Genomic DNA, 12,403 nt, shown 5'->3' with positions numbered 1-12,403 from the left:
AGGCGGGCAGTCATGATGGATACGATCTTCGCCCTCGCAACGGGCGAGGGGAAATCTGGACTGGCGGTTGTACGTATATCCGGGACTTCGGCATGGTCCGCGGTAACAGCGTTGGGGGTTGATTTACCGGCGCCCAGGAAAACTGCGCTTCGAAAGATCCTGGATTCCGAAGGAGGCGTTCTCGATGAGGCGCTGGTCCTTCTGTTCGAGGACGGTAAAAGCTTCACGGGCGAGCGTGTCGCCGAGCTTCATCTTCACGGATCCATCGCGATTGTCCGCGCTGTTCTCGCCGAGCTCGGCAAGCTGCCGGAGCTTCGGCTCGCGGAGCCGGGCGAATTTACCCGGCGCGCCTTGGAGAACGGACGTCTCGATCTTGTGCAGGTCGAAGCGCTGTCTGATCTTATCGAAAGCGAGACCGAGGGACAGCGGCGCCAGGCATTGCGCGTGTTTGAAGGCGCCTTTGGCGAAAAGGTGGGTCAATGGCGCGTGAATTTAATCCGGGCGGCATCGCTTCTCGAGGCTGTCATCGACTTCGCTGATGAAGAGGTGCCGGAAGATGTGTCCGACGAGGTTTCCGACCTCATTGGGCGCGTCTCGAAAGAAATTGGCGAGGAGTTGGAAAAGAGCGGCGCGGCAGAGCGGCTGCGGCTCGGTTTTGACGTCGCCATCATTGGTGCGCCAAATGTGGGTAAATCGACGTTGCTGAACGCCCTTGCGGGTCGGGATGCGGCGATCACTTCGCATATAGCCGGGACGACCCGCGACGTGATCGAGGTGAGGATGGATCTTGGCGGTCTGCCGGTGACATTGATCGACACTGCCGGTGTCAGGGAAACCGAGGACGAGGTCGAAGCGCTCGGCGTTGCGCGTGCGTTGGAACGTGGCGATAGAGCGGACCTTCGGATCTTTTTGTCCGATACCGGCACGTTTCCCGATGTACCGCGTCGCGATAGTGATCTCGTCTTCGCCACCAAGGGCGACCTCTCGAAAGATCCTACGGCGATATCGGCGCTTAACGGGCACGGGGTGGACCGCGTTGTCACTGCAATCCAGGACAGGCTGAAAGAAAGAAGCACAGATGGGGGCTTGGTGACCCGGGAACGGCATCGGATGGCGCTTGAGCGCGCGACGGTGTTGCTCGAAAATTCTGCAAGGTTTCTGAACATTGGTACTGACCAGTACGACCTTGCAGCGGAAGAATTACGCTCAGCTATCCGAGAGCTTGAAATTCTCATTGGTCAAGTTGATGTGGAGGCTGTACTTGATGAAGTCTTCGCGAACTTCTGTCTCGGAAAGTAGGAGTGTTTCACGTGAAACATCGAGATGCGGATGTGATAGTCATCGGCGCGGGTCATGCAGGTGCGGAAGCAGCGCATGCGTCTGCACGGGCTGGCGCGCACACTCTTTTGATTACGATGCGGGAAAACGACATCGGGGTGATGTCTTGCAATCCTGCGATCGGTGGTCTGGGTAAGGGACATCTCGTCCGTGAGATAGACGCGCTCGATGGTGTGATGGCTCGCGTGGCGGACAACGCCGGAATCCAATTCCGTCTCCTGAACCGCCGCAAGGGGCCGGCCGTTCAGGGTCCGCGCGCCCAAGCGGACCGGGCGCTCTACCGTACATACATGAAATCCGAACTCGCGAAGCAGCCGGATCTCGATCTTATCTTCGCGGAGGTCGTCGACCTTGTCGTAGAGAATGGAGCCGTGTGTGGTGTGGAATTAGCCGATGGGCGTATTCTGCGGTCGGGTTCAGTTGTATTGACGACTGGCACCTTCCTTCGCGGCACTGTGCATATTGGCGATGTATCCTACAGTGCTGGCAGGATGGGCGATCAGGCCAGCACTAAACTTGCTGAACGAATGGACGGCTTCGAACTCCCTCTCGGTCGTCTCAAGACGGGTACCCCGCCTCGGTTGAACGGAGCAACGATCGATTGGGACAGGCTCGAACAGCAGCCGGGCGATGATGAGCCGGTAATGTTTTCGTTCCTTTCGCAAAAACCGAAGGCGAGGCAGATCGCTTGTGGCATCACGCATACCAACAGAAAAACGCACGAGATCATCCGGGCCAACCTGAACAAATCGGCGATGTATGGCGGACATATTGACGGTGTCGGCCCGCGATACTGCCCGTCGATCGAGGACAAAGTTGTTCGTTTTCCCGAGAAGGACTCGCACCAGATCTTCCTTGAGCCGGAATGTCTGAATGACACCACGGTCTATCCCAACGGAATTTCGACCTCGTTGCCCGCAGATATCCAGGCTGATTACATTCATAGCATCGTGGGTCTTGAGAGTGCTGAAATTCTGCAGCCAGGCTATGCAATTGAATACGACTACGTCGATCCACGGGCCTTGACCCTTTCTTTGGCTGTGAAGGATGTTCCCGGTCTCTTTCTCGCTGGGCAGATCAACGGAACAACCGGGTACGAAGAGGCCGCCGCTCAAGGTCTGGTTGCCGGTCTGAATGCTGCCCGGACGTCGCGTGCGGAACCGCATGTCACCTTCTCGCGCACCGATAGCTATATCGGTGTGATGATTGATGATTTGACGTCACGCGGTGTGATGGAGCCTTACCGCATGTTTACGTCGCGCGCAGAGTTCAGGCTGTTCCTCCGTGCCGACAATGCGGACCAGCGCCTGACGCCGAAAGGCGTAGAATGGGGTTTGGTCGGTAGAGAGCGGCGTGAGGTTTTCGAGGACAAGTCGAGACGCCTCGCGAGTGCCACATCGCGCCTGAAGACCCATTCTCTGCGGCCGTCTGAGTTGAGGGACAACGGTGTGGCTGCAGGAAAAGATGGACATAAAAGAGACGCTTTCGAGCTCCTTGCCTTTCCAGAGGTCAATTTCGACACTCTAATCAACGTCGCGCCTGAGCTATCTGACATTGATGCCGAGTGTCGCGCCCAGCTTGAACGTGAGGCGCTTTATGCGAATTATATAAAAAGGCAGGAACGTGATGTTGCGGCTATGAAGAAGGATGAAGACGCACTCATCCCGGTAGATTTCAACTTTGGAAGCCTCGACGGATTGTCGAATGAATTGAAGGCCAAGCTCTCGGCGGCGCGTCCAGCCAGCTTGGGTCAGGCAAGCCGAATCGAGGGGGTGACGCCGGCGGCTCTCGGCTTAATTCTTGCCAAGCTGAGACAGGCTCAACGCGTAAAAACGGCATGAGCGCGTTTGCGAGTGTCGGCGATGTTTCACGTGAAACATTGCAAGAGCTAGAGCGCTTCGAGGCGCTTTCGAAAAAATGGACACAGCGTATCAATCTCATTTCCAAGAGCTCTGAAGCTCATATCTGGGAACGTCACATCCTCGATTCCCTTCAGCTTGTCCCGTGTCTTCCAAGCGAGGGTCGTTGGCTCGATATCGGAAGTGGCGGCGGCTATCCCGCTATTGTCTTGGCGATCGCAGCGAAGACGCACGTCCCGAAATTGCGCTTCGTCCTCGTTGAAAGTGATCATCGAAAAGCAGCTTTTCTGAGAACCGCAATCCGTGAGCACGGGCTCAACGCGCAGGTGAAAGCTTCTCGCATCGAAGCGCTCGAACCTCAAAGTGCTGACACCGTGAGCGCACGCGCATTGGCAAGCATTTCATCTCTTCTCGACTATGCCGCGCCCCACCTTTCAAATGCGGGCAAGATGGTGTTTCCCAAAGGTGCCAACTGGCAAAAAGAGATCGAAGAAGCGTCCCAGACGTGGTCATTCACCTACGAGGCCGTTACAAGCAAGACAGACCCCTCATCCGCCATCGTCATCATCGGAGATGCTCGTCGTGTCTGATCTCACGCGCCCGAAAAGCCCCAAGATCATAGCTATCGCCAACCAGAAAGGCGGGGTCGGAAAAACGACGACAACCATCAATCTCGGCGCCGCGCTGGCAGAGCAGGGCCAGCGGATTCTGGTCGTGGACCTCGACCCCCAAGGCAATGCGTCGACCGGCCTGGGTATCGAACCGACGGATCGTGAATATACGAGCTACGAGCTCCTGCTCGATGATATCCCACTGGAAGAGGTGGTGCAGACCACCGAGATCGAAAACCTGTCGCTCATCCCCGCAACGGTGGACCTCAGTTCCGCAGACATCGAGCTTATCTCCAATGAGAAAAGAAGCTTTCTGCTGCATGATGCCCTGCGACAGAAAGATATCGATCAATTCGGCTTCGACCTCATTTTGATCGACTGTCCGCCATCCCTGAACCTTTTGACAGTCAACGCCATGGTTGCCTCTCATTCCGTGCTCGTGCCGCTCCAGAGCGAATTCTTCGCACTGGAAGGTTTGTCGCAGCTGATGATGACGATTCGTGAAGTCCGCCAAAGTGCAAATCCGAACCTGCGCATCGAAGGAATCGTGCTGACGATGTACGACGCGCGGAACAATCTATCGCAGCAAGTCGAAGACGATGCGCGCAGCAATCTCGGCGAACTCGTATTTCGTACAGTCATTCCTCGCAACGTCCGGGTCAGTGAAGCCCCGTCCTATGCGATGCCGGTCCTGACCTATGACAGCCAGTCTAAAGGCGCAGCCGCCTACCGCGCCTTGGCGCGCGAGCTGATGTCCACCAAGAAAAGAAACGCGGCCTGAGGAGAGCTCGCATGGCAGAGAAACGCGAAAAACGGGGCCTGGGTCGCGGTCTGTCCGCTCTGATGGCGGATGTCGAACCCCAGTCCGTGGCGGGCCCGCAGGAATCCCCTTCTCCTCGCCAACCGGACCGCCTGATCCCGATAGAGCAAATCGAGCCCAATCCCGAGCAGCCACGTCGATCCTTCACCGATGAGCAGCTGCAGGAGCTTGCCAATTCGATTCGTTCGAAGGGCATTATTCAACCGATCATCGTCCGTGAGAAAAACGACGCGCCGGGTCGCTACGAAATCGTTGCTGGCGAGCGGCGGTGGCGAGCGGCTCAGATTGCCAAGCTTCACGAGATGCCGGTTCTAATTCGCGAGCTGAACGACACTGAAGTTCTCGAAATCGCGATCATCGAGAACATCCAGCGCGCAGATCTCAATGCGATCGAAGAGGCGGCCGGCTATCGTCAGCTGATGTTCAAGTTCGGCCATACTCAGGAGCAATTGGCCGAGGCACTTGGGAAAAGCCGAAGCCACATTGCAAACCTGATGCGGCTTTTGAACCTGCCCGAGGATGTTCAGTCCTTCGTGTCCGAGGGCAAGTTGTCAGCCGGGCACGCGCGCGCCCTGATTACGGCGAATGATCCGTCGGGACTCGCACGCACCATCATATCCAAAGGCCTCTCGGTGCGCGCAGCTGAAGCGCTTGCGAAGGAAGACGAGACGCGAACGACGCGTCGCAAGACGCGATCCGATGATATGGGCTTCGAGAAGGATGCCGATACGCGCGCGCTTGAAGGTGATCTCGCGGCGGCGCTCGGTATGAAGGTCGCGATCGACCATAAGCCTGGGGCGGAAGCGGGTCGGCTTACGATTTCTTACGACACTCTCGAGCAGCTTGACGCGCTCTGCGCAATCCTCAGCCAGTCTCGGTGACCTGGTCCGGGACAAGCTCCGCGAGGACGGAATTCAGAAGGAGCTGACCGCTATCGGTCACTCCGATCCTTTGACCGCTTTGCCAAAGAAGCCCGGCATCTTTCAGTGGCGTGCACAATTCGGGAGTAGCGATCTGCGGATCAAATTTGTGCAAACGATCCATATCTATACCTTCTTGGATCCTCAGACCCAACATAAGGTATTCGAGAGCTTGATCCCAGCCCGATAGGCGGTCCAAAACTCGTGTTCCGTCTCCTCGCTCTACGGCGTCCAGCCAAGCTCCGGGATTGCGCCAGGCCTCAGTCGCATACCGTGTGCCATTGAGCGTCAGCCGGCCATGCGCTCCGGGACCGACCCCGATGTAGTCTCCATAGCGCCAATAGACGAGGTTATGACGCGATTCTCCGCCTGGAACTGCATGGTTCGAGACTTCGTAGCGTTTCAACCCATGCGCCGTGCAAATCTCATCGGTCGCGTCGAACATGTCCGCCGCTCTGTCGTCATCGGGCAAGCCCTGCAGTGCGCCGCGCCTCTGCCGCTCCCAGAACGCCGTGCCGCGTTCGATGGTCAGTTGATAGAGCGACACATGATCTCCGGCAAGATCCATGGCGCGTCGCAGCTCATTCCGCCAGTCATCAAGGCTCTGATCCTGCCGCGCATAGATGAGATCAAAGCTCACACGTTCGAACACCTCTCTTGCAGTGCCCAACGCCCTCAAGGACTCGTCGACGGAATGCAGCCGCCCCAGCCGCGCGAGATCTCGGTCGTTGAGAGCTTGAATCCCCATCGACACGCGATTGACGCCTGCAGATCGAAAATCCGAAAAGCGCGCGGCTTCTACCGATCGAGGGTTTGCCTCCAGAGTGATCTCGATGTCCGGCATCGGCTGCCAGAAGCCGGTCGCGGTGTCGATAATATCTGCGACAAGGCCGGGATCCATCAAGCTCGGCGTGCCGCCTCCGAAGAAGATCGAGTTCAGCCTGCGCGGCCCGACCGCTTCAAAGCACCGGTGCAACTCAGCTATAAATGCGGCACGCCACCGTTCTATATCGACGCTGCGGGTAACGTGGGAATTGAAATCGCAATACGGGCACTTGGCCTCACAGAACGGCCAGTGGACATAGAGCCCGAAACCGCCTGTCTCCCAGTTCTCAGCCAAAACACCCGTCCAGGAACTTGCGCATCGCATCCGCGCGATGGCTGATCTCGTTCTTTTTCCAGCGATCCATCTCGCCGAACGTCACATCAAAACCTGTCGGCTGAAAAATCGGATCGTATCCATGACCTTGGTCTCCCCGCATTGGCCAGACCACCTGGCCCTCCATCACTCCGGGAAAAACTTCGTCATGACCGTCCGGCCACGCCAGAACCAGCGTGCAGCAGAAACGCGCTGTCCAAGGTTGAGGGGCAGCACCCTTGACAAGAAGCTCATGGGCTCGCGTCATCGCCTTCACGAAGTCGCGTCCATTCTCAGTTTCAGCCCAATCGGCAGTATAGACACCGGGCGCACCGTCCAGCGCGTCGATCTCGATGCCGGAATCATCGGAAAGCGCCGGCAGACCAGTGGCCTGTGCGGCGGCATGGGCCTTGATCCGGGCGTTCTCGACAAAGGTGGTGCCGGTTTCCTCCGGCTCCGGGAGGTCAAGCTCCGCAGCACCGACCACGGTCACGCCACGCGGGTTCAGCAGCGCGGCAATCTCTTCAAGCTTGCCGGCGTTATGAGTTGCTACGAGAAGTCGATCTCCTTCGAACGCCCGGCTCATCCGGTGGCCTTGAGCTGCGCGTCCACCAGGTCGCGAACCCCATGTTCGGCCAAATCGAGCAGCGCGCTCATCTGGTCACGCGAGAAAACCGCACCCTCTGCCGACATCTGCACCTCGATCAGTTGACCGTCGCCGCGCATGATGAAGTTTCCGTCGACCCCGGCTTCGCTGTCTTCGGGGTAATCGAGATCCAGGACCGGCTGACCTGCATAGATACCGCAGCTGACCGCGGCCACGGGCGAGACGAGCGGATCAGACACGATGTCACCTGCTTTCATCAATTTCGCCACGGCAAGCTTCAGCGCGACCCAGCCCCCCGTGATGGATGCACAACGCGTTCCGCCATCCGCTTGGATCACGTCGCAATCCACGGTGATCTGCCGTTCGCCCATCGCAACACGATCCACACCGGCGCGCAGCGAGCGACCGATCAGGCGCTGGATCTCGACAGTCCGACCACCCTGTTTTCCGCTTGTCGCTTCCCGGCGCATGCGGCTCGAGGTGGACCGTGGCAACATCCCGTATTCGGCCGTGACCCAACCAAGGCCCGAACCCTTGATGAAGGGCGGCACACGATCCTCGATGCTTGCCGTGCACAGCACATGCGTGTCGCCGATCCGGATCATGCAGGATCCTTCAGCGTGTTTCGTGACATCGGTCTCGATTGAAACCGCGCGCATTTCATTTAGGTTTCTGCCAGATGGACGCATGAGAGGTCTCCTTCATTCGCGCTAGGGCATACAGAGACAAAGCCCGGGCCAGCAACCCCATGTACCTCCGTCATCACGTCGTTTTTTGTCGGGACCGGATCTCACTGAATATGCAGGACGACACAAACTTATTCAGCCAGCTCAACGATCGCTCGCGGGAGGTCTTCCGGCAGGTCGTCGAGGGCTATCTTGAAAGCGGTGAACCCGTAGGATCGCGGACCCTCACGCGCACACTCTCCGAAAAGGTCTCCGCCGCGACGATTCGGAACGTGATGAACGATCTTGAATATCTAGGCCTCCTCGATTCACCGCATGTCAGTGCCGGTCGGGTCCCGACCCAGATGGGCCTTCGCATGTTCGTCGATGGTTTGTTGGAGGTCCGTGACCTCGATACAAATGACCGAAGCCGGATCGACGCGACGCTCGGCACGAATACTGACGATGTCGGCAATCTTCTCGATCGTGTGGGCTCGGCCCTTTCCGGCGTCACGCGAGGGGCCTCTCTCGTTCTGACTCCGAAGCACGAGGCTCCGATCCGGCATATCGAGTTCGTATCTCTCGCGCCGACACGTGCCCTCGTCGTGCTGGTCTTCGATGATGGTCAGGTGGAGAACCGCGTCTTCACGCCGCCGCCAGGCATGACGCCATCGGCGATGCGCGAGGCCGCGAATTTCCTCAACGCCATCGTGGAGGGGCGAACCCTGTCCGATATGCGCCGCGACGTGGCCAAGGACATCTCGGCCCGCCGTCAGGAAATCGATTCGCTCGCGCATGAGATGGTCGAATCAGGCCTTGCCGTCTGGGCCGAGGAAAGCGACCGTTCCGAACGGCTCATCGTGCGTGGACGCGCGAATCTCCTAGGCGAGGACGTGCCGGACGAGGATCTCGAACGCATTCGTTCGCTCTTTGACGATCTCGAACGAAAGCGCGATATCGCCGAGTTCCTCGAATTGACCGAAGATGGCGAAGGCGTACGTATTTTCATTGGTTCGGAGAACAAACTTTTCTCGCTTTCGGGTTCCTCTCTGGTCGTGTCTCCATATATGAACTCGGATCGCAAGATAATCGGCGCGGTGGGCGTCATTGGTCCCACGCGTCTAAACTACGGTCGGATCGTTCCGATCGTCGACTACACCGCACAGCTGGTCGGCAAGCTGCTGTCCGACCGGAAATGAGGACAACGATGGCAGACCCCAAAGACGACGATTTCCTCGACGACCTTGATGCGCTCGAAGCAGAGGCCGAGGCAGAGGAAGAGGCATTCGAAACCGCCGAACCGACCGAGGCGGACCGCATCGCCGAGCTGGAGGCAGAGCGGGACGAGTACCGCGACAAATTCATGCGCGCACTCGCCGATGCCGAAAACGCCCGGAAGCGGTCGGATCGTGACCGGCGCGAAGCGGAGCAGTATGGCTCCACGCGCCTCGCCCGCGATCTGTTGCCGGTCTATGACAATCTTCAGCGTGCCTTGGCCGCTGCAAACGAAGAGCAGAAGCAGATTTCCGCGGCGCTTCTCGAAGGCGTAGAGCTGACGCTCAAAGAATTGCTGTCCGTCTTCAAGAAGCACGGGATCGAAGTCATCACTCCCGCCGTGGGGGATCGGTTCGATCCAAAAATCCACGAAGCGATGTTCGAAGCGCCGCTGCCGGAAACGAAGGCTGGCGATATTATCCAGGTCTCCGCCGAAGGATTCATGCTCTACGACCGACTGCTTCGGCCCGCCCAGGTCGGTGTGAGCTCCAATCCGGGCTGATCAGTCTTTGTTTCCGAGAAGCGCGCGAAGTTCATAGAGCGCCTCGAGCGCTTCCTTCGGTGACATCTCATCGGGGTTCAGTCCCGAAAGCCGCGCCTCAACCTCGGATGGCGCGGCTTTTGTTTTCCTGGGTTCCGCTTCTGCGGTGACCACGGAAAAGAGCGGCAGATCGTCGATAAGGGCTTTGGGCGTCGTCTTCTCCCGCTCGCCCTTTTCGAGTGCCTCGAGGACTGACTTCGCGCGCGCCACAACGGATTTCGGCAATCCGGCAAGCTGAGCGACCTGAACGCCATAAGATCGATCCGCGGCACCGGGACGGACCTCGTGCAAGAAGACGACCTCACCATCCCATTCCTTTACGGCAACGGTCGCATTGCTGACACCGTCTAGCTTCCCACCCAGAACCGTCAATTCATGGTAGTGCGTCGCGAAAAGCCCGCGGACCCGGTTGACCTCTGCCAGATGTTCGAGCGTCGCCCAGGCAATCGACAGCCCGTCATATGTCGCTGTGCCGCGCCCGATCTCGTCCAGAATGACCAGCGCGTGGCTGTCGGCCTGGTTCAGGATGGCCGCCGTCTCGACCATCTCCACCATGAAGGTGGACCGTCCCCGCGCCAGATCGTCAGAGGCGCCGACCCGGCTGAAGATCTGGCTCACAAGTCCCAGATGCGCGGTATTTGCCGGCACAAAGCTTCCCATCTGCGCCAGAATGGCAATCAGCGCGTTCTGCCTCAGATAGGTCGACTTACCTGCCATGTTGGGACCAGTAAGCAGCTCCAACGCCGGGCCGTCTTTCTCTGGGGACAGCGTGCAATCGTTTGGAACGAAGCCGCTCGCGCCCTGTGACCTCAGTGCGCGCTCAACCACGGGATGACGCCCTTGTTCCACGTGAAACGCGCGGCTCTCATCAACGCGCGGCCGTGTCCAATCTTCGCCCGAGGCAAGATCGGCGAGCGAGGTCGCAAGATCGCATTCAGCGAGGGCAGCACTCACCTCCCCCAACAACCCAGCTTCATCCAGAACTTGCGACTTCAGGCTATCATAGAGCCGTTTTTCCAGCTCGAGCGCCCGGCCACCGGCGTTCAGGATGCGAGTTTCCAGCTCTGACAACTCGACAGTCGTGAACCGCACCTGGTTCGCCGTTGTCTGCCTGTGGATGAAGGTCTCGGAATGCGGCGGGGCCATCATTTTTGATGCGTGCGCCGCCGTTGTCTCGATGAAGTAGCCAAGAACGTTGTTGTGCTTGATCTTGAGCGATCCGATGCCCGTCTCATTCGCATAGCGCGCCTGAAGCCCCGCGATGACGCTCCGACCCTCGTCTCTCAGCGTCCGCGCCTCGTCGAGCTCGGGATCGAAGCCGTCCGCGACGAAACCTCCGTCTCGCGCAAGGAGTGGGGGCTCGGCAACCAACGCCTCCTCGAGGGATTGCAGAAGCGATGTCTCCACGGCCAGTGCCGCAACCGCGTCCCGCACGAGGTCAGGCAAGTCGTTCGATGGAAGCCCGGCGGCGATATCCTGAGCCTGTCCCAGCGCCGCACGAACAGCCGCCAGGTCTCGCGGACCGCCCCGATCGAGTGCCAGGCGCGACAGAGCGCGGTCGATATCGGGCACCTTTCGAAGTGCATCGCGCAGAAACAGAGACACATCCCGATTTGACAGCGCCCAGTCGATGGCATCGTGTCGTGCGATGATCTGGGCAAGGTCGCGTGATGGGGCCGAGAGCCGGCGCTCCAAAAGCCGCGCACCACCTGCCGTTACAGTCCGGTCGATCACCGACAGCAGTGATCCGGCCCGCGTTCCATCGGCGCCCCGTGTCAGTTCCAGATTCCTCCGCGTCGCCGCATCGATCTGTAGAAGCCTCGAGGCGCTATCTTGGCGCGGCGGCCGAAGCAGCGGTAATTTTCCCTTCTGGGTGATATCGAGATAATCCACGATCGCACCCAGCGCCGAGACCTCCGAGCGGTGGAAATTGCCAAAGGGCTCGAGCGACGCGACCCCGAACAGGCGCAACAATCGCGCCTCTGCGGAGCTCGAGTCGAAGGAGCCGCGGGAAAGCGGCGTCGGCTCGATCCCCATATCTTCGAAAACCGGCCGCAGCCTGTCCTCGCTGCCTTCCGAGACCAGGACTTCGGCTGGCGACAGGCGCGCGAGTTCTGCTCCGATCCGCGCTTCGGCCAAAGGCATCACGTGCAGAACGCCGGTGGAGATATCCGTCCAGGCCAATGCAAACTCGTCTCTAACCTGGCTCAAAGCCGCCAGAAAATTGTGGCGGCGAGCTTCGAGGAGGCTCTCCTCCGTCAGGGTGCCGGGGGTGACGAGGCGCACCACATCCCGCTTCACGACTGACTTGGCTCCGCGTTTCTTCGCCTCCGCCGGGCTTTCAAGCTGCTCGCAGACCGCAACCCGAAACCCCTTTCGGATCAGTGTCAGCAGGTAACTTTCCGCGGCATGAACCGGCACGCCGCACATCGGGATATCCTCTCCCGAATGCTTGCCCCGCTTCGTCAGCGCGATATCCAGCGCTTCGGCGGCCGCCGCGGCATCGTCGAAGAAGAGCTCGTAGAAATCGCCCATGCGATAGAAGAGAAGCGCGTTCGGATACCGCCCCTTGATCTCGAGATATTGCGCCATCATCGGCGTAGCTGCGGTCATGAAGCCCCCGTATTCA

General features: G+C 59.1%; 11 protein-coding genes. 7 read left to right on the top strand and 4 right to left on the bottom strand.

The genetic code is table 11. The features are described 5' to 3' along the window. Positions 1-15 precede the first annotated feature (15 nt). Genes mnmE through BM171_RS02160 form a run of 5 tightly spaced genes read left to right on the top strand, consistent with a single transcriptional unit; the run spans position 16 to position 5,509 of the window. Entirely contained in the window at positions 16-1,299 is a 1,284-nt protein-coding gene (gene mnmE, locus BM171_RS02180; protein ID WP_093009287.1) for a tRNA uridine-5-carboxymethylaminomethyl(34) synthesis GTPase MnmE, read from the top strand. An 11-nt stretch (positions 1,300-1,310) separates the two neighbouring features. Further along, a complete protein-coding gene (gene mnmG / locus BM171_RS02175) occupies positions 1,311-3,179 on the top strand; it encodes a tRNA uridine-5-carboxymethylaminomethyl(34) synthesis enzyme MnmG (protein ID WP_093009286.1) in 1,869 nt (622 codons plus the stop codon). Next, positions 3,176-3,787: a 16S rRNA (guanine(527)-N(7))-methyltransferase RsmG gene (rsmG, locus tag BM171_RS02170; protein ID WP_093009135.1), complete on the top strand. Its 612-nt coding sequence runs from the start codon at positions 3,176-3,178 to the stop codon at positions 3,785-3,787. Before mnmG ends, rsmG begins: the two co-directional genes overlap by 4 nt. Next, complete coding sequence (locus BM171_RS02165; RefSeq protein ID WP_093009285.1) at positions 3,780-4,589, top strand: ParA family protein; 810 nt, start codon at positions 3,780-3,782, stop codon at positions 4,587-4,589. Before rsmG ends, BM171_RS02165 begins: the two co-directional genes overlap by 8 nt. Before the next feature lie 11 nt (positions 4,590-4,600). Continuing rightward, positions 4,601-5,509 carry a ParB/RepB/Spo0J family partition protein gene (locus tag BM171_RS02160; protein WP_093009134.1) on the top strand — a complete coding sequence of 303 codons (909 nt, stop codon included), beginning with the start codon at positions 4,601-4,603 and terminating at the stop codon, positions 5,507-5,509. Here the strand turns inward: BM171_RS02160 and hemW are convergent. Genes hemW through rph form a run of 3 tightly spaced genes read right to left on the bottom strand, consistent with a single transcriptional unit; the run spans position 5,493 to position 7,982 of the window. After that, complete coding sequence (gene hemW, locus BM171_RS02155; RefSeq protein WP_093009133.1) at positions 5,493-6,698, bottom strand: radical SAM family heme chaperone HemW; 1,206 nt, start codon at positions 6,696-6,698, stop codon at positions 5,493-5,495. The genes BM171_RS02160 and hemW overlap by 17 nt on opposite strands. Next, positions 6,661-7,272: an RdgB/HAM1 family non-canonical purine NTP pyrophosphatase gene (rdgB, locus tag BM171_RS02150; RefSeq protein ID WP_093009132.1), complete on the bottom strand. Its 612-nt coding sequence runs from the start codon at positions 7,270-7,272 to the stop codon at positions 6,661-6,663. Before rdgB ends, hemW begins: the two co-directional genes overlap by 38 nt. Beyond that, the gene (rph, locus tag BM171_RS02145; protein ID WP_093009131.1) at positions 7,269-7,982 is read right to left on the bottom strand and encodes a ribonuclease PH; all 714 of its coding nucleotides are present in this window, start codon (positions 7,980-7,982) and stop codon (positions 7,269-7,271) included. The genes rdgB and rph overlap by 4 nt, the downstream gene beginning before the upstream one ends. Positions 7,983-8,092: 110 nt before the next feature. Between rph and hrcA the strand changes: the two genes are divergently transcribed. Together hrcA and BM171_RS02135 are read left to right on the top strand one after the other, a co-directional pair. Next, entirely contained in the window at positions 8,093-9,157 is a 1,065-nt protein-coding gene (hrcA, locus tag BM171_RS02140; protein WP_093009130.1) for a heat-inducible transcriptional repressor HrcA, read from the top strand. Positions 9,158-9,165: 8 nt separating this feature from the next. Next, on the top strand, positions 9,166-9,735 hold the full coding sequence (locus BM171_RS02135; protein ID WP_093009129.1) for a nucleotide exchange factor GrpE: 570 nt from the start codon (positions 9,166-9,168) through the stop codon (positions 9,733-9,735). Here the strand turns inward: BM171_RS02135 and mutS are convergent, their stop codons facing one another. Then, positions 9,736-12,387 carry a DNA mismatch repair protein MutS gene (gene mutS / locus BM171_RS02130; protein ID WP_245760158.1) on the bottom strand — a complete coding sequence of 884 codons (2,652 nt, stop codon included), beginning with the start codon at positions 12,385-12,387 and terminating at the stop codon, positions 9,736-9,738. Between the last annotated feature and the right edge of the window lie 16 nt (positions 12,388-12,403).

Origin of the sequence: Roseivivax halotolerans (assembly GCF_900115815.1) — a bacterium.
GTDB lineage: Bacteria > Pseudomonadota > Alphaproteobacteria > Rhodobacterales > Rhodobacteraceae > Roseivivax > Roseivivax halotolerans.
Note: the sequence above shows the minus strand (reverse complement) of the source record. Positions and strands in the feature narration are given on the sequence as shown.